The 23,218-nt window shown below is 44.7% G+C and carries 25 protein-coding genes; 16 read left to right on the top strand and 9 right to left on the bottom strand.

Annotated features, from left to right (window positions below; all coding sequences use genetic code 11):
* Positions 1 to 22: 22 nt before the first annotated feature.
* Together truC and UQW94_RS11465 are read right to left on the bottom strand one after the other, a co-directional pair.
* Entirely contained in the window at positions 23 to 793 is a 771-nt protein-coding gene (truC, locus tag UQW94_RS11470) for a tRNA pseudouridine(65) synthase TruC (protein ID WP_171344493.1), read from the bottom strand.
* Positions 794 to 797: 4 nt separating this feature from the next.
* Entirely contained in the window at positions 798 to 1,112 is a 315-nt protein-coding gene (locus tag UQW94_RS11465; protein ID WP_042521408.1) for a YqcC family protein, read from the bottom strand.
* 76 nt (positions 1,113 to 1,188) lie between these two features.
* Between UQW94_RS11465 and UQW94_RS11460 the strand changes: the two genes are divergently transcribed.
* Both UQW94_RS11460 and UQW94_RS11455 read left to right on the top strand, forming a co-directional pair.
* The gene (locus UQW94_RS11460; RefSeq protein ID WP_005380317.1) at positions 1,189 to 2,226 is read left to right on the top strand and encodes a DUF3549 family protein; all 1,038 of its coding nucleotides are present in this window, start codon (positions 1,189 to 1,191) and stop codon (positions 2,224 to 2,226) included.
* 13 nt (positions 2,227 to 2,239) lie between these two features.
* Positions 2,240 to 2,539, top strand: coding sequence for a DUF3301 domain-containing protein (locus UQW94_RS11455; protein WP_005380315.1), 300 nt, complete (start codon positions 2,240 to 2,242; stop codon positions 2,537 to 2,539).
* On the opposite strand, the gene UQW94_RS11450 is transcribed toward UQW94_RS11455, so the two are convergent.
* Positions 2,499 to 2,984, bottom strand: a complete 486-nt coding sequence (locus UQW94_RS11450; protein ID WP_213868692.1) for a GNAT family N-acetyltransferase — start codon at positions 2,982 to 2,984, stop codon at positions 2,499 to 2,501. The two genes, UQW94_RS11455 and UQW94_RS11450, sit on opposite strands and share 41 nt — an antisense overlap.
* Positions 2,985 to 3,916: 932 nt before the next feature.
* Between UQW94_RS11450 and UQW94_RS11445 the strand changes: the two genes are divergently transcribed.
* The 8 genes from UQW94_RS11445 to UQW94_RS11410 all read left to right on the top strand — a co-directional run bounded on the left by UQW94_RS11445 (position 3,917) and on the right by UQW94_RS11410 (position 11,081).
* Complete coding sequence (locus UQW94_RS11445; protein WP_033905520.1) at positions 3,917 to 4,210, top strand: hypothetical protein; 294 nt, start codon at positions 3,917 to 3,919, stop codon at positions 4,208 to 4,210.
* Positions 4,207 to 4,656, top strand: coding sequence for a YaiI/YqxD family protein (locus UQW94_RS11440; RefSeq protein ID WP_005380310.1), 450 nt, complete (start codon positions 4,207 to 4,209; stop codon positions 4,654 to 4,656). Before UQW94_RS11445 ends, UQW94_RS11440 begins: the two co-directional genes overlap by 4 nt.
* Positions 4,657 to 4,850: 194 nt before the next feature.
* Positions 4,851 to 5,840: a ketoacyl-ACP synthase III gene (locus tag UQW94_RS11435; RefSeq protein ID WP_172797315.1), complete on the top strand. Its 990-nt coding sequence runs from the start codon at positions 4,851 to 4,853 to the stop codon at positions 5,838 to 5,840.
* Positions 5,837 to 6,823, top strand: coding sequence for an NAD-dependent epimerase/dehydratase family protein (locus tag UQW94_RS11430; protein WP_053349821.1), 987 nt, complete (start codon positions 5,837 to 5,839; stop codon positions 6,821 to 6,823). Before UQW94_RS11435 ends, UQW94_RS11430 begins: the two co-directional genes overlap by 4 nt.
* On the top strand, positions 6,792 to 7,655 hold the full coding sequence (locus tag UQW94_RS11425) for an MBL fold metallo-hydrolase (RefSeq protein WP_064368720.1): 864 nt from the start codon (positions 6,792 to 6,794) through the stop codon (positions 7,653 to 7,655). Before UQW94_RS11430 ends, UQW94_RS11425 begins: the two co-directional genes overlap by 32 nt.
* Positions 7,643 to 8,911 carry a F390 synthetase-related protein gene (locus UQW94_RS11420; protein WP_373921009.1) on the top strand — a complete coding sequence of 423 codons (1,269 nt, stop codon included), beginning with the start codon at positions 7,643 to 7,645 and terminating at the stop codon, positions 8,909 to 8,911. Before UQW94_RS11425 ends, UQW94_RS11420 begins: the two co-directional genes overlap by 13 nt.
* A complete protein-coding gene (locus tag UQW94_RS11415) occupies positions 8,899 to 10,011 on the top strand; it encodes an ATP-grasp domain-containing protein (RefSeq protein ID WP_064368721.1) in 1,113 nt (370 codons plus the stop codon). Before UQW94_RS11420 ends, UQW94_RS11415 begins: the two co-directional genes overlap by 13 nt.
* Complete coding sequence (locus UQW94_RS11410; RefSeq protein WP_064368722.1) at positions 10,008 to 11,081, top strand: hypothetical protein; 1,074 nt, start codon at positions 10,008 to 10,010, stop codon at positions 11,079 to 11,081. The genes UQW94_RS11415 and UQW94_RS11410 overlap by 4 nt, the downstream gene beginning before the upstream one ends.
* A gap of 106 nt (positions 11,082 to 11,187) precedes the next feature.
* Here UQW94_RS11410 and UQW94_RS11405 read toward each other — a convergent pair whose 3' ends face one another.
* The 3 genes from UQW94_RS11405 to UQW94_RS11395 form a co-directional block, all read right to left on the bottom strand.
* Positions 11,188 to 12,774, bottom strand: a complete 1,587-nt coding sequence (locus UQW94_RS11405; RefSeq protein ID WP_005380301.1) for an AbgT family transporter — start codon at positions 12,772 to 12,774, stop codon at positions 11,188 to 11,190.
* Positions 12,775 to 13,003: 229 nt separating this feature from the next.
* Positions 13,004 to 13,129 carry a type B 50S ribosomal protein L36 gene (gene ykgO, locus UQW94_RS11400; protein WP_137282317.1) on the bottom strand — a complete coding sequence of 42 codons (126 nt, stop codon included), beginning with the start codon at positions 13,127 to 13,129 and terminating at the stop codon, positions 13,004 to 13,006.
* Positions 13,130 to 13,132: 3 nt separating this feature from the next.
* Positions 13,133 to 13,393, bottom strand: a complete 261-nt coding sequence (locus UQW94_RS11395; RefSeq protein WP_005380295.1) for a type B 50S ribosomal protein L31 — start codon at positions 13,391 to 13,393, stop codon at positions 13,133 to 13,135.
* 122 nt (positions 13,394 to 13,515) lie between these two features.
* Here UQW94_RS11395 and tsaA point away from each other — a divergent pair, with 122 nt between their 5' ends.
* The 5 genes from tsaA (at position 13,516) to UQW94_RS11370 (ending at position 17,395) form a co-directional block, all read left to right on the top strand.
* Positions 13,516 to 14,211: a tRNA (N6-threonylcarbamoyladenosine(37)-N6)-methyltransferase TrmO gene (tsaA, locus tag UQW94_RS11390; protein ID WP_005380294.1), complete on the top strand. Its 696-nt coding sequence runs from the start codon at positions 13,516 to 13,518 to the stop codon at positions 14,209 to 14,211.
* A gap of 111 nt (positions 14,212 to 14,322) precedes the next feature.
* The gene (locus UQW94_RS11385) at positions 14,323 to 16,038 is read left to right on the top strand and encodes a proline--tRNA ligase (RefSeq protein ID WP_005380292.1); all 1,716 of its coding nucleotides are present in this window, start codon (positions 14,323 to 14,325) and stop codon (positions 16,036 to 16,038) included.
* 179 nt (positions 16,039 to 16,217) lie between these two features.
* Positions 16,218 to 16,886, top strand: coding sequence for a tellurite resistance TerB family protein (locus UQW94_RS11380; RefSeq protein ID WP_017820764.1), 669 nt, complete (start codon positions 16,218 to 16,220; stop codon positions 16,884 to 16,886).
* A gap of 111 nt (positions 16,887 to 16,997) precedes the next feature.
* Positions 16,998 to 17,204, top strand: coding sequence for a YaeP family protein (locus tag UQW94_RS11375; protein WP_322142241.1), 207 nt, complete (start codon positions 16,998 to 17,000; stop codon positions 17,202 to 17,204).
* Positions 17,204 to 17,395: a DUF4250 domain-containing protein gene (locus tag UQW94_RS11370; protein WP_005380289.1), complete on the top strand. Its 192-nt coding sequence runs from the start codon at positions 17,204 to 17,206 to the stop codon at positions 17,393 to 17,395. The genes UQW94_RS11375 and UQW94_RS11370 overlap by 1 nt, the downstream gene beginning before the upstream one ends.
* Positions 17,396 to 17,499: 104 nt before the next feature.
* Here the strand turns inward: UQW94_RS11370 and UQW94_RS11365 are convergent, their stop codons facing one another.
* Positions 17,500 to 18,864, bottom strand: coding sequence for a sodium-dependent transporter (locus UQW94_RS11365; RefSeq protein WP_005391763.1), 1,365 nt, complete (start codon positions 18,862 to 18,864; stop codon positions 17,500 to 17,502).
* A 378-nt stretch (positions 18,865 to 19,242) separates the two neighbouring features.
* Here UQW94_RS11365 and UQW94_RS11360 point away from each other — a divergent pair, with 378 nt between their 5' ends.
* Positions 19,243 to 21,789: an Ig-like domain-containing protein gene (locus tag UQW94_RS11360; protein ID WP_167415395.1), complete on the top strand. Its 2,547-nt coding sequence runs from the start codon at positions 19,243 to 19,245 to the stop codon at positions 21,787 to 21,789.
* A 91-nt stretch (positions 21,790 to 21,880) separates the two neighbouring features.
* Here the strand turns inward: UQW94_RS11360 and UQW94_RS11355 are convergent, their stop codons facing one another.
* Entirely contained in the window at positions 21,881 to 22,624 is a 744-nt protein-coding gene (locus tag UQW94_RS11355; RefSeq protein ID WP_167415396.1) for a YggN family protein, read from the bottom strand.
* A gap of 61 nt (positions 22,625 to 22,685) precedes the next feature.
* Positions 22,686 to 23,165, bottom strand: a complete 480-nt coding sequence (locus UQW94_RS11350) for a GreA/GreB family elongation factor (RefSeq protein WP_167415397.1) — start codon at positions 23,163 to 23,165, stop codon at positions 22,686 to 22,688.
* Positions 23,166 to 23,218: the final 53 nt, after the last annotated feature.

The following is a 23,218-nucleotide window of genomic DNA, read 5'->3' as shown; positions in this document are numbered from 1 at the left end:
TATCTAGATCTAACTGCGCCGATTATCGGTTGATCATCGATTCATCCCACTCAAATCGAGTAAACAATTGCTGCCAAGTTTCATCAAGATTAGCCGTCATAACAATCTCTTGATCGGTAAATGGATGGATGAACCGTAACTCTGAAGCATGCAGTAGCAGACGATGAGATTCAAACTCTGTGCGATACAGCTTGTTGTGCTTTCCATCCCCGTGCGTTGTATCACCCACGATCGGATGGCGTAGATGTGCCATATGACGACGAAGTTGGTGCTTACGCCCCGTTTTAGGTTTCATCTCAACTAAGCAATAACGCGTTGTAGGAAATTTACCCGTCGAATAGGGAACTTCCACTTTAGCCAACGGCTTATATTCCGTCACCGCTTCTTGCGCTTCTTTTTCTTGTGAAGCGAACTTATCAGCAATCTTGTCTAACTCGACTTTGAGCGCGTAATCCAAGACGCCCTCTTCCTCAATCCAACCGCGTACTATTGCGTGGTATGTCTTTTCCATTTTATGTTCAGCAAACATCGGCATGACTTGTGATGCGACTTCACTCGACAACGCAAACACGAGCACACCAGATGTTGGGCGATCCAGACGATGCAATGGGAACACATGCTGACCAATTTGGTCGCGCAAAGTTTGCATGACAAACTGAGTTTCGTGTTTATCTAACCAACTGCGATGCACTAACATGCCTGCAGGCTTGTTGACCGCTACAAAATATTCATCCTGATAAACGATCTCCAGCTCAACTGGTTCTGAAGATCGCGTTAGTTCTTGTTCTAGCATTCGTTTACTTACACAGTTCGTCAATGGTTCGGATTGTAACGAGCAGCTCGGCGAACTGCGGTTCCTGCTTCCACGCTTCTGAAAAATAGGGCTCGAGAGAAAACCCTCTTGGCAGTGGTTGGTTATTTTTCACTAGTGCGTGCATTCTGGCTATAAAAATCCACTGCAACCACTCATGAGGATGCAATGTATCAATCGCAAATGGCTCCGCACTTTGTAAGGCTTGCTCTGAAGGCATAGTGTATTGCCACAATTTATGCTCTCTAAGCTGCGTTTCAAGTTGGTGAAGTAAGTCGACCAATTGAGTATTTGTTACCATTAATTCTATCTCGAACCTTGAATTAGCCGAGAATGATACCATTTCTTGTGAAAAGAACGTTAGGACGTCGTATTTAATGGAAAACATTCAAACCCTCACTCAACTGTTGAACAACAGCCACTGTGATTATCAAATCTTCGATCTTGGTCGCCGTATCAAAACCATCGCTAAGAAAGAGTTTACCGATGTAGAAAAAGGTCAAGCACCTTACCCATTTCCAATGCAGCGTAAAGCACACCTTGCCATCGCTTATTGGAATGAACAAAAGCAACCTTGGATTTGGTTTCTAAAGTTTGAATTGGACGAGCGCGGTTTGTTAAAGCAAGCGGATATCGGCAATTTCATTAAATACGTCGTGGAGGCTATGGGAACACGCCTCAATGATGATATCACTGAAGAGCAACAACAAAAGCTGTCTAACAACCCATACACTTTCAAACCTTCCGAAGATAAAATGGCCGTGTTTCATAGCCAGGTCCGCGCAAACCTCAATCTTCCTACCAGCCAATATTACGAGCATACCCAGCATTACTTCTCTGGAGGTTTAGGCTGGGATAATTGGCAAACTGTAGGTCTGCAAGGTATCACAGACATAGCCGCTCGCCTGGACAAAGAGCAAAACGGGGTAATGATACGCAAAGCGTTGAACCACCTACCAAATGAGCCACTTTATGCCCTATTAGGTGCGCTTGAGCACGTAGAGCTTCAAGAGCGTTTAGCAGAACGTATCGCGGAAAAGGCACAGCAAGAAATCGCAAGTAGCGAACCTGATCTCTTCCTACTTTCAGCACTTATCCGAGCCCTTGCTGGTGCACCAACAGAAGTCGCCTCTCCAGTATTAGATGCGATATTGCATAGCCCTCGTTTAAGCCATCAGGAGGTATTGATTGGTGTGGCGGGTCGCGCTTGGCACTTACTCGCCAATGAAAAGGTAGCAGAACAGTTTTTGCTGCGTTTAGCTCAAACCGGTAATCAAGCCCTATTTAATCAGTTATTTGCCGATTTAGTGATGCTGCCAGAGTTAAGAATGGTGTTATTGCCTTTACTGCATTCAAACCCATCAGAGGAACTAGCAAATGCGCTAGTAAGCTTACAACAAACAACAAAAAGCTAAGAAAGGTTCAGGAATGATTGGTGATCTTTTAGCAATTTTAGGGCTCTGCTTTTTCTGTTACCTGTTTTGGCAACAGCGTCGCCAAGCCGAACTCGCAAAAGCGGCCATCACGCGTAAATGTGAGCAATTGGATCTCCAATTAATCAGCATCGCCTTTGGTGCCCATAAACTAAAAACGCCAGACGGAGTCTGGCGTTGGCATACGGTGTATCAATTTGAGTTTTCATCTCTTGGTGACGATTGCTACCAAGGAGAGTTAACCATGGTCGGTTTCAGGCCGCAGAACTTTCACCTACCACCGCATCGCTTGTAAATTCCATTTCAAAGTAAGGACCATATATATCCTTACTTTCTTTTGTTTCAACAAATCCCAGCTTTTTCAGTACTGCCATAGAAGCTTGATGATTGCTATTCACGTTAGCTTTCACCTTATTCAAGCCCAATTCACTGCACGCTTTGGGGAAAAATGCTTTTAGTGCTTCTGTTGCTAACCCTTTACCCCAATATGATTTATCAAAAATAAACCCTAATTCAGGTTCGGAATCGAGATTAGCAATGAACACGTGCCCCATATAGTCACGACTGGTGCTCTCTAGCACTGCCATACTATAAATGTTCTCATCATCCAGTATTTTCTCAAACATCTGTTTGGCAGACGCAACTGTATACGGACCATTCAATTCAGCACGGTTTTTCGCACAGCAATTCAGCATGACGAATTCTAGTTGCAACGACTCATTGTAGGGTAGAAGAAGCATTCTTCTGGTTACTATGGCCACATCTGTTCCTTGATTACAACAAACTTAATCTATCCGCAGATCACAAACTCGATGAGCTGAACATGCTCAATGATTGCGGGCATAACACCTTGTAGAGAAGCCGAAAGTTAAACCAACTGGTTGGAAAGGATATTGATCTGAGTTGTTTTTTATTAAGTGTTATTAGGAATTTATATATTTTGTGATATTGATATCCCCAAGTAACATCGAGATGCTTAATTCAATGAGAGCACTGGATATCGTTTTTATATAAGAAAGACCCCGACACATAAGTATCGGGGTCATGGTCTTACTCGCAGCAGTCCGGCTACTAAAAGTGCTCCATGCATCATCCATAATAGTGGCTGATTCCGTCAGCTTATTCCTTACGTCGCCGTCCTAGCGGTGTCCTTATCATCCTGACTGCTAACATTCCTCGTTAGCACACGTCACTTGTTCCTTGAGCGGTGTCCCTTGCATCTTCCTGATGCTGTCCATAACCTCAATCCTAGAGGAGTCCATTGTCTATCCTTAGTCATCAACATCCTATTGATGATCGTATCCTTACAATGTCCTACGCTCCATGCTTGATTAATCATCCTGACCAACCAAATCGTCTTCCTGACGATAACCAAATCCTTGGTGCTTTCCTGTTCCATGTCTGCTTCCTGCTGACAACTCTCAATTTACGCCTTTTCCAAAAATAGACAATCTATCCAAGATAAATATTTGGCTCTCACATTGGTTAACAAGTTGTTAAATCATTATTTATCAGAAACTTAAGCTCTTCAGCTTCTCTTTTTCCGCTTACGAAATCGTTTTCTCTCACAACCTATGTAAGAGATCTCTCACACTACACTCTCCAAAATGCCATTCGCCAAATCAGCGCACTCAACGTATGATGATAGATATATCGTTGTTAAGGATTAAAAATGTTAACTCAAGACGTTACTAAAGAATTAGAAGCGGCAATGGAACAGTTGCAACAACAAGGAAAAGAGCCAACCGTAGCGTTAGTGAAAGCACGATTGAAAACGCCAGTTCCAATGCCAGCGTTAATCACCGCAATAAAAAGTTGGAAGAGTGCTCAACGCGTACCCAAGGTTGAAATCGCAGCACAGCACCACACCGATAATGATCGTCTTGAAGCCCTAGAACACACCGTAAAAATGCTAGCCATTCGTATTGAAGAGTTAGAAGCGAAACTCAGTGAGAAATCATCATGAAGTTATGGGTAGATGCAGACGCGTGTCCAAAAGTTATTCGCGAAACCATTGTGCGTGCCGCCGAGCGTACGGGGATTGAATGTACGTTTGTCGCTAACCACGTTGTCCCTGTGCCGAAAAGAGACAACATCCACTCGCTGCAAGTCCCTGCGGGATTTGACATCGCAGACAACGAAATCGTCAAGCGTGTAGAAGCCAACGATTTGGTGATCACGTCAGATATTCCGCTTGCAGATGAGGTTATCTCTAAAGGCGCTCAAGCCCTCAGTTCTCGTGGCGAGCTCTATACAAAAGACACCATCAAAGCTCGCCTAAATATCCGCGACTTTATGGAAACCATGCGTTCAAGCGGAATTCAGACAGGTGGGCCCGCCGCGCTTTCTCAAACCGATCGACGCGAATTTGCAAACCATTTGGATCGTATTTTGGCGAAATTTAAGAAGTAACCCTCACTCTATTCATATTGAGCCAGCAAATAAAAGCCTGGCTCATTCCTGAAAATTCATTCTCAGCATTGCACCCAAAGCGTGCTCTTACTCCCATTTGTTTTGTTCTGTTTATTTTTCATCTCGCTCACCATAGCTTCAATATGCAACGTGGTTTATTTTGAACGACGTTTTTAATAAGTGTATAGAGAATAATGGGCTTTAACATCGTTTCCAGTGGAAGCTACCTGCCAACGAATCAATGGTCTGATCGAGAGATGGATCACTTCCTAAAATTAGCGCCAGGGACCTGCCGAAATAAATTCGACGTTGAATATCGTCATGTAGCCAATACAAAAGAGACCGCTATTTACATGGCGGTGCAGGCAATAGAGCAGTGTTTAGGAAACACACATACCTTAAGCTCCGTTGATCTCCTTATCTACGCTAGCGGCACACACCACCAGTCTCTACCCTACGACGCCTCAGCGGTTCTCGCCGCGTTAGACGCTCCAACATGGCTAGAAAGCTTTGATTTGAACAGCACCTGTTTATCCTTTCTCTCTGCGCTTGACCTTGCTCAGAGTCTATTCTTAGCAAAACGGTACCGTCGGATTCTTATTGTCACCAGCGAACTCGCCACTGGCATCACACTGAATCGAAATTTTACGCTCAAACCAGAAGTTGCAACCTTATTCGCGGACGGTGCCGCCGCATTTTTGCTCGAAGAACACGACGATGATGGATTGCTCACCAGTCACTTTGAAACGCATCATACCGGGTATTCATTTTGTCAAATTAAGGGCGGAGGTAGTCATATCAATCCGCATACCTCCGAGCATCAAGCCTATTTAAAAAGTTGCCAGTTTGAAATGGAGGGCAAAGCACTCTTTAAACATGTGCGTAAAGCCTTACCAGCGTTTCTAAAAAAAGGCTTTGACGCCTCTCCGGTAACACTCGGCGATATTGATTATTTTCTTCCTCATCAAGCCAGCGCGCATGGATTAAAAAAACTGCCTTCACTCACCGGGCTACCAACAGAGAAAACCGTTAATCACTTTTCGACTTTGGGAAACCAAGTCGCCGCCTCACTCCCAATTAACTTACACTGGCTGCGTAATCAGCCAGAAGCCGCAGGAAAACATGTGTTATTAGCTGGCACCGCCGCAGGGTTGTCACTAGGGATGGGAGTGCTAAAACTATGAAGATATTGGTCACTGGTGGCAGCGGGATGTTGGGTAGCGCAATTCTGAGAATGTTTCACCAGCAGCATGAACTGCACTTTACAGCACGAAATACAGTCATAGCTAAACAACTCGCCGAGCAATTCGATGTTATCCCACATATAGTCGATTTAAGAGACCACTCAGCAGTTCATGCGGTATGCCAAGGTATGGATGCAATCATCCATTGTGCCGCTCTCTCAAGCCCATGGGGAAAGTGGCAGGCGTTTTATCAAGCCAATGTAGATGCCACCAAAAACCTCGTCAATGCGGCTAATACCTATCAAATCTCGCGTTTTATCCATATTTCCTCCACCAGCGTCTACTTTGACCATCAAGACCGTTGGAATATTCGAGAAACCGACGCCATAGCTTCATACTGGTGTAATGATTACGCACACACAAAATACCTATCGGAAATTGAAGCCGTAAAAGGCCAAAGCAAAGCGATCATTTTAAGACCGCGTGGCATTTTTGGACCCAATGATCGCGCGATTATCCCAAGAGTGCTTAAGGCGATAAAAAACAACACTCTGCTTCTGCCATCGGGTAGAAATCCTGTGGTTGATCTGACCTATGTCGACAACGTTGCCCATGCAGCGATGCTCGCTTGCACTCAGGCAGGCCAACTTCAGCATGGTGATGTGTTCAACATTTCCAACAACGAACCAATGCCAATTGAGACTGTTCTGCAAGCTTTATGTGAGGGGTTAAACCTAAAAGTAACGTTACAATCATTACCATACGGTGTGGTATCACCATTATTAAAGCTCAGTGAGCAAATACGAAGGCACTTACCACATCAGCCAGAACCAAGGCTCACCTCATACAGCGCAGGATTATTTAACTATCATCAAACTCTGGATATCAGCAAGGCGAAACAAACACTGAATTACCAACCGCTTTTTTCAATTCAAGAAGGAATACAGCAGTATGCAAACTGGTCTAAAAATAAAAATCTTTGAGGCTGGACACTGCGTACACCCAGGCTTTGTTGTCAAACCAGGTTCTGGTATCAAGCCTAGAGCATTTCCGGCAGCCGTTGCGTTAATTCAGCACCCAACACAAGGCAACATCCTGTTTGACACGGGATATCACGAGCATTTTTTTAGCGCGACTCGCCCCTTCCCTGAACGTTTTTATGCTTGGACAACACCTTGTCGCTATAAAAAAGAACACGGAATTGTTGCGCAGTTAGCAAAAGAAAGTCTCAAACCTCATGATATTGAACACTTAGTACTCTCCCACTTCCATGCTGATCACATTGCTGCCGTGTCTGAGTTTTCCCACTCTCAATTGCATTGCCAACAAAAAGGGGTGGATGCAATTACTAAAAGTGGTCGAATTGGAGGCGTAAGAAAAGGATACCTAAAAGCTCTACTTCCTCCACAACTTGAATCTAAATTATTCATTCATAGTGACTTTTCTGTACCAATCAGCCAAATTCTTCCTCAGTGCCAAGGTGTTAATTTGCTCTGTAAAGACATGTTCGACGATGGATTCATTTATATGGTTAGCTTGCCAGGCCATGCTGCGGGTCAAGTGGGCCTATTAGTTAAGAGAGAACGAGATTGGATGTTCTTACTCGCCGATGCATGTTGGTTAATTGAGAGCTTGAGTGAAAATATCGATCAGCATTGGCTGGCTAACATGCTTTGCGATGACACAAAGGCCTATAAAAACACCCTCTCCGAGTTGAGAAGTTGCTACCAACAAACCCACCACTTTGTTCGCTTCGTGCCTTCACATTGTCAGGAAACTATCCAGCAGCTAATCAAAGAAGGGTGGATGAAGTGATAACGCTTATCTCAGAATTCTGGCGAACCCGCTACCGCCCTTTCGGTTCAAGGGAACAAGTCGAAGCTTGGCAGCAACGACATTTAACGCAACACCTAGATTGGGTATGCTGTAATTCACCGTATTACCGCTCACTTCAAGGTGCAGTACTTAGTGATTTCCCTATCATGAATAAGCAAACCATGATGGAGAACCTCTCGGAGTTGAATACGAAAGGCTTAGATGCTGAACAGCTAATGCAACAAGCACTCGAAGCAGAACAGTCACGCAACTTCGCCGCTTCAAAAGTTGGCGATGTTACTGTTGGGCTTTCTTCGGGCACATCAGGCATGCGCGGGTTGTTTCTTGCTGACAAACAGGAAACGCAACTGTGGGCTGGCAATATATTGGCTCGCCTGTTGCCCAACCTATGGCAAAAGCACCGAATTGCGCTAGCCTTGCGCGCCAACAGCCCACTGTATAAATCCGTCGCGAAAGGCCCTGTCACATTCTTTTATGCGGATTTAACTAAACCTTACCAAGAATGGATAAAAGAGTTGGATGAGTTCCAACCCACGCTTTTGGTTGGTAGTGCGCAAGCTCTTCAGCTCTGCGCCCAGTTCAGCGGTCAATTTGGTCAACCCGCAATTCAACCACAGCGGATCATTTCTGGTGCAGAAGTCCTAACTGAGAGTGACCGTCACTTTATCTCTCAACGGTTCGACAGCGAACTCCATGAAGTCTATCAATGTACCGAAGGTTTTCTTGCATGTACTGATCAGCATGGACAAATGCGCTGGAATCAAGATGTTGTTTACATCGAAAAACATTGGCTGAATACCGAACGTACTCATTACAGCCCAATTATCACCGATTTTCGTCGTAAAACTCAGCCCATTATTCGTTATCAGCTCGACGATATTATTGAGAATAAACAGGATAATGGCGTATTTGAACCTCTTGGCGCGATTGCCGGACGATGTGGTGATCGCCTCACGCTAAACGCAAACCACGTCCCAGTGACGGTGTTACCAGATCTCATCTACCGCGCTATAACACTATCCGCCCAAAGTCGCGTGGATTACCGAATCACCCAAACAGGGTCACAAGCCATTCAAATTGAAGCGGATGTTCACCACCATCGGGTTATACATCAAGCCTTGATAAAGTTGTTTGACCAATTGCGGCTTGATCCTGTCAGATTTAGTTACCGCCCTGCGCCTATTTGGACGCCAATGAATAAACAACGACGTGTGGTGAACATATGCGGGTCTTAATCACCGGAGCCCGAGCACCAGTTGCACTAGAGTGGGCAACCATGTGTATGCATCATGGACATGACGTAATTCTCACCGATTCGCTAAAAAAAACTCTAGGATCGTTTTTGCGAGGTATCGAGTCTTATATCCCCACCGCTTCGCCTCGATTTGCGTTTCCCACCTATCAACAGCAGATCCTAAAAATCATTACTCAGATGCGTATTGATATGGTGATACCCACTTGTGAAGAAGTGTATTACTTGGCTCATGTTGCCAAACAATGCCCAGAAGTAGATTTTTTTCTGCCCAATGTAGGACTACTCAATGCCCTGCACAACAAGTTGACCGTCTTTGAACAGCTTCAAGATTTGCCAGAAATTACACTTCCCAAAACTCGTTTGGTCGCTGATAAAAGTGAGGTTGAAATTAATAAGAGAACCGTTCTAAAGCCAGTTTACTCTCGGTTTGGCGGGCAAGTCATAAGAGATGTGACGACTCAGTCTATTTCTGCCGCCACGATATCGCCCCTTTTCCCTTGGGTTCAGCAACAAAAAATCCAAGGGACTCCGGTGTGTAACTATGCAATTTTTGAACATGGTGAACTTAAAGCACACCAAGCTTATGTACCGAAATACTGTGTAAACAGCTCGGCCGCCAGTGCTTTTCAGCCGATCTCATGCAAACGACTAGATAGATTTATCGCCGCTTTTGGTAAACGTCATACTTATCATGGGCAAGTGTCGTTTGACTTCATCAAATCACAAGATGAACTCTACGTGATTGAATGTAACCCAAGAGCCACCAGTGGTTTGCACCTACTCTCGTCTCGATGCAACCAACTGCTTCCTAATATGGAGTTTACCAGTCCTTCCAAGCAGCGATTGCATCATTTAGGTCCAATAACACTCATCGCTGCAGGCGGGTTATCCCTGTTCAAGGCTCGAACTTGGCAAGATTGGTGGTCTGGAGTGAATGTGATGCAACAGCATAACTTACCGGTCGGGAGCCAAATCCGGAGTATGTTTGAATTACTCCGGTTAGCTAGGCAGAACAAGACGAAGTGGAGCGACGCTTCTACCGTTGATATTGAGTGGAATGGAGAGGCATTGAACTCATGACACTTTCCTCTCAAGAATGGCATCAAACCTTTATCACTCTTATGCAGTCAAATCCTATTGATGAATGCACAGCAAGCTTTGGTTGCTACTATATCGATGATGTTGCCATTCCTTACTCCGTAACACCAAAAATACCAAACAACTGTTATGCAGTCTCCCCTATGACACTGCTTAGTGGCTACGCCGAAGAAGAGCTTCACAAAGTCAAAAATGTGGCTGTTCGATGGGTATGTAAGTTACTTATTAATATGACTAAACCAATCTTATCATTGGCTGGATTGGATCAAGTCCAAACGCTCAACAATCAGTGCTTGTCCACCAATATGTATAGCGAACAATGGGCAGCCTTAAATCTCGATGAACTGCGTCGCGTCGCACTCGATCAATACCCCACCTTTCCCTTGGTGCTTCGCTCCCTCAACCAGCGTCAGCATTTACACTTAATTCAGCGATTGAAGCAGCCAAAATGGCAAAGCTTGGTAACACGACAAGTGTATTTACTTGATGATTGGCAAGCGTTCAGCTTCAACCGAGATTTAACGAAAGACTTCAAACTGCTTAATGATAAAGATTGGCAGTTTAGGCCACTGACCACTGATGAAGAATTTCAGCGCGCCAAAGAGTTATATGACATGCTTTACCTTAATAAATACAGCATCAATAACATCCAGTTTTCAAGCCAATATTTAAAACAGGCGAGCCAGAACAAATTAGTACATTTAGTGGGACTGTTTTATCAAGAAGAGATGCTGGCTACGTTAGGCATTGTAGAAATTGATAATGATATGACTTGCCCAATTTTTGGCTACGATACCAATAAGCCACAACGCCTCGCATTGTATCGTCGAATATCGGCCTATACCATCCGCCATGCCATGATATACCAGCGTCGCTTTAATATGAGCTCAGGTGCTCCGGCTTTTAAACGCAACAGAAAAGCCCAGCCAGAAATTGAATTTAGCTATGTGTATATTGCGCACTTACCCTGGTACAAACGCATAATTTGGAAAAGCTTGTGCTGGCTCACTCAGCACTTTTATCGCCCTTTGTTGATACGTTTTCAGCTATAAACCGACATCTATAATCAGGTAAGCCTGCGTACACAGTCTCAATCGATAAAAAAGCCTGCGACGTTCGCAGGCTTTTTATAATGGAGCTGTGTGAGGTAACCGTTTTCTACGGTGTGTAGTATGTTGCTGCGCCAGGGCCTACTGGTAAACCAAATACGAATACCCATAGGTAGAACAGCACACTCCAACCTACAATGAAGCAGATTGAGTAAGGTAGCATGGTCGCGATCAGCGTACCGATACCTAAGTTCTTCATGTAACGAGTCGCTACGGCAAGAATCAAACCAAAGTAGCTCATCATTGGAGTAATGATGTTTGTCGTCGAGTCACCAATTCGGTAAGCAGCCTGAATCGTTTCCGGTGCATAACCAACAAGCATCAACATAGGAACAAAAATCGGAGCCGTTACTGCCCACTGTGCCGATGCCGAACCAATCATTAGGTTGATAAAGCCACACATCAGGATGAAGGCAAAGAACAACATTGGACCAGTTAAGCCAATTTCTTGCAGGAAGCTAGCGCCAGCAACCGCGAATACCTGACCGAAGTTAGTCCATTTAAAGAAAGCAACGAACTGAGCCGCAAAGAAAACTAATACAATGTACATGCCCATAGAAGACATAGATTTCGCCATTGCATCAATTACATCGCGATCCGTCTTCATCGTGCCAACAACTTTACCAAACACAAAGCCTGGAATAGCAAAGAACACAAAGATGAATGCCACGATACTTTTCAGGAATGGTGAACCTGCAATTGTACCTGCATCAGAACGTAGAATGCCGTCTTCTGGAACAACCGTCCAAGCAAGCAGCGCTGAAACAACCAGTACAGCAACACCTGCTAGTTTTAGGCCTTTCTTCTCAATATCTGTTAAGCCACCCATTTTGTCGTTCGACAAATCTTCTGAGGCTTCTTCTTCACTGTATTTGCCAAGCTTTGGCTCAACAATTTTTTCAGTAACAAACGCACCTGTGATTGCAATGAAGAATGTCGACACAAACATGAAGTACCAGTTAACTTCTGGACCAACAGTGTAAGTTGGGTCGATCATTTGCGCCGCCGTTTCAGTAATGCCTGACAACAGCGGGTCAACCGTACCAATAAGTAGGTTTGCTGAGTAACCACCAGATACACCAGCGAACGCCGCAGCAAGACCGGCAAGTGGGTGACGACCTAAAGAATGGAACAGCATTGCAGCCAGTGGAATAAGTACCACATAGCCAAGCTCTGATGCCGTATTTGAAATGATACCCGCGAAAACGACCGTCACTGTTACCATGCGTTGTGATGCACCCATGACTAAGCCACGCATTGCTGCAGATAGCAAGCCTGAGTATTCAGCAATAGCAACACCCAACATCGCAACCAATACCGTACCCAAAGGTGCAAAGCCGACAAAGTTTTTCACTAGATTGGTAACGATTAGTTCAAGGCCATCAGCGTTAAGCAAGCTAACGACATGAATCATGCCATCCGCGGCACGACCTTTTGCACCCTCAGGACGAGGATCAACTACGGAAACTTCGAAGTATCCTGCAATACCCGACATCACCAGAATGGCTAAACAGAAAATGGCAAATAGTGTGATCGGGTGGGGTAATAAGTTCCCCAAATATTCGACAGTATCCAAAAAGCGCGTAAACAGCGGCTTCTTAGGCGAGTTTTGTTTAATTGAATCAGATGAACTCATCTGTTCCCTCCTTGTTTTTATTCCTATGCAAATGTGACAAAAATGTCAAAAAGCGTGCGAAGGGTACTTGAGTAGAAGGTCAAATAAAAGCCCTAAATGTTACAAACTGTGACGAACGGAGGCATTTATAACCAACATTGAATAAAAATGTAGATATTTCATCCATGTAAGATAATTAACTCAACATTATCAATTAAACAAAACCATAAGTTAGATATATGCAGGTTGATTACTTTTGCACAGCTTTGAATCTCGGGTTCGTTTTACAAATGACATAAAGATGCCCTCTCCGTTTTACAATCTGGCAATCCGGATGACGACTTTTTGCACTTTTTAATGATTTTACTACCTTCATGATTTATTCCTTTTCGCTCTTAAATTGACCAAAACGACGGTTGAAGTTCGCAATGCGACCTTCGGTTTGTACAACGCGCTGTTTACCGGTGTAGTACGGGTGAGAAGCTGACGACACATCTAACGTAAAGTAAGGGTAAGTTTTGCCATCTTTCCATTCGATGGTTCTCTCCGTTTTCAACGTAGAACCAACGACAAAGTACTTATCTACACTGGTGTCGTGGAACACCACAGGACGATATTCAGGGTGGATTCCTGGTTTCATAATACTTTTCCTTTCAATTAAATTGTTATGTTATAACATTTTAATTAATAATCATTATCAACAAGAAAAGCAAGAGAAATTTGTGATACTTTCATCTCAATGAATTCTTAAAGATGTCCACCATGTATTCCATCGAACCCATCGGCGTCATTGAGACACCGTACAAAGAAAAGTTTGCAGTTCCGCGCCAACCACGCTTAGTACCAGAGGCTAAAGCACGCGTAAAACTGTTAGGTGCAGCAAATAGCCCTGAAGCAGTGCGTGGGCTAGAACAGTTCTCTCACGTTTGGTTGTTGTTTCTATTTGATCAGAACCTGGAAGCTGGTTGGAAACCAACTGTACGTCCGCCACGATTAGGCGGCAATGAACGAATTGGTGTCTTTGCCTCGCGCTCGACTTTCCGTCCAAACGGAATCGGAATGTCAGCCGTTGAAGTGAAAGGAGTCACTAAGCAAGGCGATCAAATCTATCTTGATTTAGGCAGTGTAGATCTCGTGGATGGGACACCGATTGTGGATATTAAGCCTTATATCCCCTATTCGGATTCTATTTCGGAAGCACAAGGCGGATACGCAGACCAAGAGCCAGAAAAGTCACAAGTCACCTTTTCTGCTCAAGCATTAGCAACGATAGAAAATCGATCCGATACTGACTATGTAAGATCAGTCATTGAACAAGTTCTGGCACAAGATCCTCGCCCTGCATATAAGAAAAACAAACCGGACGACAAAGAATATGCGGTAAATTTGTTCGACTTGAACGTAAAGTTCACAGCAACAAGCAACTTAATAACGGTTACCGCTATTGAAAGCTTTTGACAAACGCAATTGGCTGATATTATAGACGGCTAACAAATTTCCCTTTCGGGAACTCCCATACTCCTGCTTATTCAAGCTTGAGTATCTAACTTAAATAAACGGATAAATTTAATGCGTACCAGTAATTATCTTCTTTCTACTCTGAAGGAGACTCCAAACGACGCAGAAGTAGTGAGCCACCAGCTCATGCTACGTGCAGGTATGATCCGTAAGCTGGCTTCAGGTTTATACACCTGGCTACCTACTGGTCTACGTGTACTGCGTAAAGTCGAAAACATCGTTCGTCAAGAAATCGACAATGCAGGCGCAGTCGAAACTTTGATGCCCGTTGTTCAGCCGTTTGAACTATGGGAAGAGACAGGCCGCAGCGAAAAGATGGGCCCTGAGCTACTTCGCTTTACTGACCGTCATGTTCGTCCGTTTGTACTTAGCCCAACCGCTGAAGAAGTGATCACTAGCCTTGTTCGCAATGAAGTGAGCTCTTACAAACAGCTTCCGCTAAACCTGTACCAAATCCAAACCAAATTCCGTGACGAACGACGTCCACGCTTCGGTGTAATGCGTTCACGTGAATTCTCAATGATGGATGCGTACAGCTTTGACATTGATAAAGACGGCCTACAAAAGTCATACGACGCAATGCACGATGCTTACTGTAAAGCATTCGATCGCATGGGTCTGGATTACCGTCCTGTACTTGCAGATAGCGGTGCTATCGGTGGTAGCGGCTCTCAAGAGTTCCACGTACTGGCTGAAAGCGGCGAGGATATCATCGCATTTTCTAGCGAGTCAGATTACGCGGCAAACATTGAAAAAGCAGAAGCACTAGCTCCAGCCTCTGAGGCTGCGGCACCAACACAAGAAATGACGTTGGTTGATACGCCAAACGCGAAAACAATCGCTGAATTGGTTGAGCAGTTCGAACTACCAATTGAAAAAACAGTGAAAACACTGTTTGTGAAAGCATCTGACGAAGTTGATGCGCCAATCATCGCGCTTATTATTCGTGGTGATCATGAACTGAACGAAGTGAAAGCAGAAAACCTTCCTCAGGTTGCAGCTCCACTGGAAATGGCATCTGAAGAAGAAATTCGTGCGCTTATCGGTGCAGGCCCAGGTTCACTTGGCCCTGTTGGCCTTAAACTGCCGTTCATTGTTGACCGCAGCGTTGCGGTAATGAGCGACTTCGGTGCGGGCGCGAACATCGATGGCAAACACTACTTCGGTATTAACTGGGGTCGTGATGTAGAGCTTGGTCAAGTTGAAGACCTACGTAACGTTGTGGAAGGTGACCCAAGCCCATGTGGCAAGGGCATTATCCAGCTTAAGCGTGGTATCGAAGTTGGCCATATCTTCCAACTAGGTAACGCTTACTCCGCAGCGATGAACTGTGGTGTACTGGGTCCTGATGGTAAGAACGTCATCCTAGAAATGGGTTGTTACGGTATCGGTATCACTCGCGTAGTAGCGGCTGCTATTGAACAAAACCACGACAAATACGGCATCATCTGGCCAGATGCAATCGCACCATTCCAGGTAGCGATCGTTCCAATGAACATGCACAAGTCAGAAGAAGTGAAAGAAGCCGCTGAGAAATTGTACGCTGAGCTAACGGCAATGGGCATCGAAGTGCTATTTGACGACCGTAAAGAACGCCCAGGCGTAATGTTCTCTGACATGGAGCTTATTGGTGTACCGCATACAATTATTATCGGTGACCGCTCAATGAAAGAAGGCAACTTCGAATACAAGAACCGTGCTACTGGTGAGAAAACAGCAGTCGCAATGACTGACATTGTTGAGCACGTAAAAGCTCAACTAAAGTAAGCACTCGACGAGTTCGCATTTGAAGTAGTTTCAAATAGTTAAAAAGGGTTGGCTTCGGTCAGCCCTTTTTTATTACAGCTCAACATCCTCCCTCCACCTTTTTCGAACTATTCACTTTGTTAATCTTTGGTTCAGCTTCTTGCTATTAAACTGATTTCATCATCTAAAGGAGGTCAGTTATGGATTTAAAAAGTCTTCTAAACCAAGCACTCAAATCAGACTTACTTAAGCAAGGTGCAGATGCATTGGGCAAACAAACCAACAACATCAAATCCTCATCAAATTCAAGTAGCCTAAAAACGCTAGGAGCAGGTGCTGTAGGCGGAGGCCTCATAGGTATGCTGATGGGCTCAAAGAAAAGTAAAAAAATGACTAAAAAAGTAGGGTCAAGCGCATTAAAAGTCGGTGGCGCAGCTGCGCTTGGAGCCTTGGCCTACAAAGTGTATAACGACTGGCAAGCCAAGCAATCCGGTCAAGGTGTTCAAGAAACCTTTGACCCCGATGACAGTAAACACAGTGTCTTAATTTTAAAAGCAATGATTGGAGCTGCAAAAGCTGATGGTCACGTTGATGAAGAGGAAATGGCGCGCATTGAACAAGCTCTCGCGGATATGGGCGCAGATGAGCACGTTCGTCACCTCGTTCAGCAAGAGTTAAACAAACCGCTTGATCCTGCTGAAATTGCTAATCAGGCGACCTCTCCTCAACAAGCGTCAGAAATTTACCTAGCGTCTTTGATCGTCGCTGATGAACAAAACTTTATGGAAAAAGCGTATCTGCAAGAACTAGCAAAACAACTTCAACTTTCACCAGAAGTCACTCAGCAGTTAGAAGCACAAATGCAGTGATTAAATCTCGCTCAAGCAAACCTTTAACTTGAGCCAAAACAACTCTGTACTTTGAGTTTCAAATCCGCTGTGTGTATATTGAGATAAGTTATCATTTAGTGGAAAGAAAACATGCAAGTATACGGCTGTTGTGAACTGGTTCGTGAGCTTTATGCTCAGATTGGTAGTGGCAATCAAGCTTATATTCCCCAAGCAATTTCATGTGCAGTTAAAGCACTGAACGATGTTGCAGCGGATGAATCGCTACCAAAAGAAGTGCGTGAAAAAGCGGCATTTGCTGCGGCAAACCTACTGATTTCAGATTTTGAGGATAAGTAATGAATCTAGCGAACTTTGAATCCATGGATCCTGTCATGCTGATGAGCATTGTGAATATGAAGCTACGCGACGACTTCGGTGGTGACTTAGATAAACTGGTGGCTTTCTTCGATATCGAACGCACAGCACTGGAGACAAAACTGGCTTCTGCTGGTTTTGACTTTCTTCCAGAAGCAGGACAATTCCGTTAATCAACACCATTCTTGGCGGATAACCGAAACGAGAATAACCAATATCAAAAAGGGCTTGATGAGTTACCATCAAGCCCTTTTCTTTTATTCGATAGGCGTCTCGGTTAGCCAAATGAAGCCCAGATGACTGTCGCCACAAGAATTGGACATACAAACTTCACATACGCAGGCCATAACTTACCAAACCAACCTTGCGTAAACTCCGGGCAACCTTGCTCAAGTTCTTTGATTTTTGAGTTGCGATTCCATACCCAACCACCAAATAAGCAGAATAAGAGCGCAGCGGTTGGTTGTAGATATTGAGTAGCAACCGTCGCGACCATACCAAACAGAGCGCCAAAGTTATAAACAATCACCACACTGAACAAGGCAATGAGACCACCTAAAACCCAGCTCGTTGCGCTGCGCTTAGTATTGAAGCGCTCACTCACTAAAGCCACTGGACACTCTAACATTGAAATGGAGGACGTTAGCGCCGCAATCGTCAGTAATAAGAAGAACACAATAGAGAACAATTGACCAAGCAAACCTAAACTATCAAACATTAGTGGCAATACCGTAAACACTAACGTATCTGAGCTTAATAGAGAGCCATCTTCTGCATAGATTTGAACGCCCTTTTGCATTGCCACAAACATCGCTGGCATCACCACTAATCCTGCAATGAAAGCAACGGCAGTATCTACCATGGTCACGTTCATCGCCATCTTTGGTAGGTTTTCTTTCTTACTCAAGTAAGATCCGTAAATCAACATTGAGCAGCCACCGATCGTAAGCGAGAAGAAGCCCTGTCCCATTGCAGCAAGAATCAACTTGCGGTCCCATACCTTTTCAAAATCCGGCACTAGGTAATGTTTCAGACCTTCCATCGCACCGTTTTGCGTCATGATGTAAGCAAATAGCAGAGCAAACAGAACAAACAATGCTGGCATCAAACGTGTGGACCACTTCTCAATACCTTGTTTTACGCCACCTTGTACGATGAGAATCGTCAGTACATAAAAAGTAATGGTTCCGAACAAGTTACGTTCAACACTAAAGCCCTTTAGCCATTGAGTTGCAGCTTCTAACCCCATTAGATCTGTGATTGCACCCAGTAAAAAGCAGATCAACCAACCACCAACAATTGAATAAAACGCTAAGACAGCGCTTGGTACGCTTAAACCAATCCAACCCACAATGCCGCCGAGCTTTTTACCGGCAGGGTTATCTGTGATTGCACGCATACTGTCTACAGGGTTGGCTTGACCATGGCGACCAATCGCCATTTCAACCACCAGCATCGGAAATGCGACGATAAGAATCATCACCAAATAAACTAACAGGAAAGCACCGCCACCATTACTGGCTGCTTGAGTTGGGAAGCCCCAAATATTGCCAAGGCCAACTGCGGCACCTGCGGCAGCTAAGATGAACCCGAGACGAGAGCCAAAATGCTCGCGAGGCTGAGAAGAGGTTTGCTGTGTCATACTACTCACACAAAAATATCATTGAACTAGCTAACTAGTACACTATAGCAATATTCACTATTCAACAAGAGCACCTCGGTTAAATCCTCGACAGTTGAAACAATTTGTAGTCATTCAGCTTGTAAATTTTAACGTACATCTCATATTCATCGCTCAAAAGCCTCGCGACTGTTGTTCGTTTTACGTGGCTGAATTTTACCAATCCTTCTGCCGTGAAGTGAGCCGAAAAATAATGAGCTCTGGTGTAAGGGACGAACTGTTCCTCGTGATACTGTGTCGAAAAGCAGAATATTGTGCTTCGCTTTTTCCCCCTAATGTCTATTTATCAGCTAGTTATTACTCTGTTCTCATTTATACCCATGATTCAAGGAGAGGAAAATGAAGGTCACCCTACTTCACGGAGCGATGGTTGTAGCACTCAGCGCCAGCTACCAAGCTCAAGCCTATAACTGTCAAAGTCTACCCGACTGGGACAGCACTGCGACTTATACATCGGGCGCTTTAGTAAAAACGCAAGGAGCCGCTTATGAGGCTGCATATTGGACGCAAGGCAATGACCCCGTGACCAACTCAGGATCTTGGGAAGCATGGAAAGCGTTAGGGCAATGCGATGGTGGAAGCAACAACTTATCACCAACGGTGTCGTTCTCCTCTCCAATAAACAACGCACAAATTCCCGAAGGCAGTGCGATCACTTTGTTAGCCAACGCAGCTGACGAAGATGGCCAAATCACACAAATTGAGTTTGTTGCAGGCAACCAAACCGTTGCTGTGGTAACTCAAGCACCATTCGAAGCTTCTTGGACAGCTATTGAAGGGATCTCGCAATTGACCGCAATTGCGACAGATAATGAGGGAGCTGTTAGCACCACGACGATTTCTATCCAAGTTCAACCACAAGTCGAATTACCGCCACCAAGCATTTCATTGACAAGCCCAGTAGGCACAGAAGTGCTTAATGTAGGCGATAACCTAACCGTAGCCGCTCAAGCTGACGATATTGATGGAGTGGTCACACAAGTTGAGTTCTTCGTAAACAATCAATTTGTCGCCATTGATACTAGCGCACCTTACGAATATCAATGGACCGCTAGTCCAGGTACATACTCGTTCAAAGCACAAGCGACTGATGATACAAACCTCGCAACGATGAGCCAAGAAGTTGCGCTGGTTATTAGTAATTCAGAAACCGGAACGGGCGGATGTGCAGATGCAGTACCTTATGTGGCAGGCACAAGTTATCAAACTGGCGACCTGGTTTCTCACTTCAACCAAAAATATCGTTGTGATGTTGCTGGTTGGTGCTCCTCGGATGCGACATGGGCTTACGAGCCTGGTGAAGGGCTATACTGGCAAGATGCTTGGAGTGGCCTAGGTGCTTGTTCGACACCACCGCAAGTTACCATTACGGCACCAACGGATGGACAAGTCGTGCTCGCTGGCAGCAATAACGAAATCACGGCAAACGCAAGCGATGCTGATGGCACAGTCACGCAAGTTGAGTTTTTTGCGAACAACACCAGCTTAGGGGTCACCACTCAAGCGCCATATTCCGTTACTTGGAACGCCACACTTATTGGCGCTAACCAGCTTAAAGCCGTCGCAACCGATAATGATAACAACACGTCAGAGTCCCTGGTTGGTGTGGAAGTCAGCGATAAAGATTTGGTCGTCTCTCTGACTTCACCAAGCAGCGGTCAGACCACCGGATTAGGCAAAAGCCTCGCATTAAGCGCCGATGCAACGTCTTTAACTTCAGGCATTAAACACGTTGATTTCATGATCAACGGCTCTATTGTTGCAACCGATACCACGGCACCTTACACAGCCAACTGGACACCAACTGCACTTGGTAACTTTACAGTTAGCGCCCAAGCTGTGGATTTGTCAGGAAGCAATGCATTGTCTGACGCCGCAGCAATAACGGTGGTTGAGCAAGTAGATAAACGCCATAAACTCATCGGTTACTGGCACAATTTTGTAAATGGAGCGGGCTGTCCAATTCGTCTAGCGGATATGGCAGATGCTTGGGATGTGATTGATATTGCCTTTGCTGAAAATGATCGCAACAGTGATGGCACCGTGCACTTTAATCTATATTCAGGCGATATTTACAGCGATTGTCCAGCACTCGATCCAACACAATTCAAGCAGGACATGGCAGCGCTTCAAGCTAAAGGTAAGAAGTTTGTTCTCTCTCTTGGCGGCGCAGAAGGCACGATTACGCTGAATACCGACCAAGATGAAGCCAACTTTGTCTCTAGCCTAACAGGTCTTATCGCTGAGTGGGGCTTTGATGGTCTAGATGTGGATTTAGAGAGTGGTTCTAACTTAGTTCATGGCTCGCAAATTCAAGCTCGCCTTGGTCGTGCTTTGCTTCAAATAGAGCAAAACATGGGTGGAGATATGTACCTAACCATGGCGCCTGAGCACCCTTATGTTCAAGGTGGTTATGTGGCTTACAGCGGTATTTGGGGGGCGTACATCCCTGTGATTAACGAGACACGCAGCACGCTCGACTTGCTTCACGTCCAGTTATATAACAACGGCGGTTTGCCAAACCCATACCTGCCAGGCAGTGCACCAGAAGGCTCTGTGGATATGATGGTAGCGCAATCTAAAATGCTTATCGAAGGTTTTGAGTTGGCCGATGGCACTCAATTTGCACCATTGCGCGATGATCAAGTCGCAATCGGTTTACCTTCAGGTCCTAGCTCGGCAAATTCAGGGCAGGCTCCAACACAGAATATTATCAACGCACTAGATTGTTTAACCAAAGGCACTTCATGTGGCACCGTTAAACCAGCGTACTATTACCCGAATTATGCAGGAGTAATGACATGGTCTATCAACTGGGATCAACATGATGGTTTTAACTTCTCAAAACCTGTCGGCGATAAACTCACCGAGATGAATGCGCAATAAGTTATCAAAGAATAAGCGAGTAAAACGCAAAGAGAGCACAATCGTGCTCTCTTTCTTTATCTCATTGAGTTTTTTACTTTTTAATGAGTAATTAAATCGTAAATACTCGGTAATCTTTTAGCTCAGGGATTTTCTTCAACAGATCGTCTTCTTGCCCTGCCATGTCATCCAGCGAATCGCACAAGTCTTCTGCTTGTTGTTCTACCTCTTTCGAATGCTCAGCTAAACGCTCTTCTACTTTCGCGCTGAGTTCAGCCATACTCTCCGATAATGCAGTGAGGTTTATTCCCCCCTCTTCCTTCATTTTTTTCGATAAAGCATCCAACGAACTCGCTAAAAACTCTTTATTGAAGATCTCTTGTGCTTTTGCAAAGTCTTTAGTCCACCCTTGTGTCATAGACTCAAAACTCTCCGCCGGCAGGATGAAATCACCATCTTTGTAGTAACGTGATTCAACATCAGCGAAAAAGTCCTTTACTGCGACTTTTACATTATCAAACGCACCAGGTGCATCGAGGCTTTCCGCAACATCATCAATAATATCATTCGCAAGCGCTAAACCATCACTCGCCAATTGCTTTGCTTGTGGAATATACGCGTTCATTTTTTCGCGATAGTCTTCAATTGCCGCTTTCTGTTCAGAATTGAGTTCAATTAGCTCACCTTTGATGAAGAGGTTGTTATCCTCATCCACGACAGCTTTATCACCTGTCGTTTGGCGAATTTCCAAGCTTTGCCCATCCATACGGACTTCATTATTGATGTCCACACGACACTGCGCTGCATAACCAGTAGCACTGACCATCAGCAATGAGAGTGTAAAAAGCTTTTTCATGTCATTCTCTTTTATTTAACATTACTCGTGTTAAACATAACACTGAGTGATACATGAGATGTCAGCAAATCGTCACGACTTCGTAACAATTTGTTTTATCTCCTATTTTTACGTCAACCTCATCACCTTCTTCTTTTCCGAACAACGCTCGACCCAGAGGAGATTTAGCTGTTAAGACAAAGACTTCCTGAGCCTGATATTGAACAGTCAAACCACCAGAGCAAGGGCCTACAAAGAAGTGCTTTTCGATCAAATTCTCATCTGCGAGAACAACGTAAGCACCAACACCAACAGGCGCATTCTTAAAGTCGCGAGTCACTAAAGAACGATATTGACGCAATTCCTCTTCACTATCTTGGATTCGCATGGCTTGTCCATGAGCAAGATACGCGGCTTCAAGTGCCAATGTATCGTACTTGTGCTCGGGAACAGTTTCTTCATCTGTCGCGGCATCGATAGCTCGCTGAGCCGATGCATGGGCAACTTGAAGTTTTTCTTCCAGATGTTGGATGATAATTTGGACTAAGTCAGCTTTGTTCATACTTTTAGGACGCGCGTTTGGCACTCAGGGTGTGTTAATGTACCTAAGTTTAC

It is taken from the genome of Vibrio sp. PBL-C16 (assembly GCF_034321865.1).
Taxonomy (GTDB): Bacteria; Pseudomonadota; Gammaproteobacteria; order Enterobacterales; family Vibrionaceae; genus Vibrio; species Vibrio alginolyticus.
The sequence above is the reverse complement of the archived record's forward strand: the minus strand, read 5'-3'. Positions and strand labels throughout refer to the sequence as shown.

What these genes read in the sequence shown, in the direction of transcription:
- truC (WP_171344493.1), bottom strand. Translation starts at nt 793, where the DNA reads ATGCTAGAACAAGAACTAACGCGATCTTCAGAACCAGTTGAGCTGGAG.
- UQW94_RS11460 (WP_005380317.1), top strand. Translation starts at nt 1,189, where the DNA reads ATGGAAAACATTCAAACCCTCACTCAACTGTTGAACAACAGCCACTGT.
- UQW94_RS11375 (WP_322142241.1), top strand. Translation starts at nt 16,998, where the DNA reads ATGCAAGTATACGGCTGTTGTGAACTGGTTCGTGAGCTTTATGCTCAG.
- UQW94_RS11430 (WP_053349821.1), top strand. Translation starts at nt 5,837, where the DNA reads ATGAAGATATTGGTCACTGGTGGCAGCGGGATGTTGGGTAGCGCAATT.
- UQW94_RS11415 (WP_064368721.1), top strand. Translation starts at nt 8,899, where the DNA reads ATGCGGGTCTTAATCACCGGAGCCCGAGCACCAGTTGCACTAGAGTGG.
- UQW94_RS11385 (WP_005380292.1), top strand. Translation starts at nt 14,323, where the DNA reads ATGCGTACCAGTAATTATCTTCTTTCTACTCTGAAGGAGACTCCAAAC.
- tsaA (WP_005380294.1), top strand. Translation starts at nt 13,516, where the DNA reads ATGTATTCCATCGAACCCATCGGCGTCATTGAGACACCGTACAAAGAA.
- UQW94_RS11355 (WP_167415396.1), bottom strand. Translation starts at nt 22,624, where the DNA reads ATGAAAAAGCTTTTTACACTCTCATTGCTGATGGTCAGTGCTACTGGT.
- UQW94_RS11370 (WP_005380289.1), top strand. Translation starts at nt 17,204, where the DNA reads ATGAATCTAGCGAACTTTGAATCCATGGATCCTGTCATGCTGATGAGC.
- UQW94_RS11350 (WP_167415397.1), bottom strand. Translation starts at nt 23,165, where the DNA reads ATGAACAAAGCTGACTTAGTCCAAATTATCATCCAACATCTGGAAGAA.
- UQW94_RS11380 (WP_017820764.1), top strand. Translation starts at nt 16,218, where the DNA reads ATGGATTTAAAAAGTCTTCTAAACCAAGCACTCAAATCAGACTTACTT.
- UQW94_RS11445 (WP_033905520.1), top strand. Translation starts at nt 3,917, where the DNA reads ATGTTAACTCAAGACGTTACTAAAGAATTAGAAGCGGCAATGGAACAG.
- UQW94_RS11410 (WP_064368722.1), top strand. Translation starts at nt 10,008, where the DNA reads ATGACACTTTCCTCTCAAGAATGGCATCAAACCTTTATCACTCTTATG.
- UQW94_RS11360 (WP_167415395.1), top strand. Translation starts at nt 19,243, where the DNA reads ATGAAGGTCACCCTACTTCACGGAGCGATGGTTGTAGCACTCAGCGCC.
- UQW94_RS11425 (WP_064368720.1), top strand. Translation starts at nt 6,792, where the DNA reads ATGCAAACTGGTCTAAAAATAAAAATCTTTGAGGCTGGACACTGCGTA.
- UQW94_RS11465 (WP_042521408.1), bottom strand. Translation starts at nt 1,112, where the DNA reads ATGGTAACAAATACTCAATTGGTCGACTTACTTCACCAACTTGAAACG.
- UQW94_RS11395 (WP_005380295.1), bottom strand. Translation starts at nt 13,393, where the DNA reads ATGAAACCAGGAATCCACCCTGAATATCGTCCTGTGGTGTTCCACGAC.
- ykgO (WP_137282317.1), bottom strand. Translation starts at nt 13,129, where the DNA reads ATGAAGGTAGTAAAATCATTAAAAAGTGCAAAAAGTCGTCATCCGGAT.
- UQW94_RS11440 (WP_005380310.1), top strand. Translation starts at nt 4,207, where the DNA reads ATGAAGTTATGGGTAGATGCAGACGCGTGTCCAAAAGTTATTCGCGAA.
- UQW94_RS11435 (WP_172797315.1), top strand. Translation starts at nt 4,851, where the DNA reads ATGGGCTTTAACATCGTTTCCAGTGGAAGCTACCTGCCAACGAATCAA.
- UQW94_RS11405 (WP_005380301.1), bottom strand. Translation starts at nt 12,774, where the DNA reads ATGAGTTCATCTGATTCAATTAAACAAAACTCGCCTAAGAAGCCGCTG.
- UQW94_RS11455 (WP_005380315.1), top strand. Translation starts at nt 2,240, where the DNA reads ATGATTGGTGATCTTTTAGCAATTTTAGGGCTCTGCTTTTTCTGTTAC.
- UQW94_RS11450 (WP_213868692.1), bottom strand. Translation starts at nt 2,984, where the DNA reads ATGCTTCTTCTACCCTACAATGAGTCGTTGCAACTAGAATTCGTCATG.
- UQW94_RS11365 (WP_005391763.1), bottom strand. Translation starts at nt 18,864, where the DNA reads ATGACACAGCAAACCTCTTCTCAGCCTCGCGAGCATTTTGGCTCTCGT.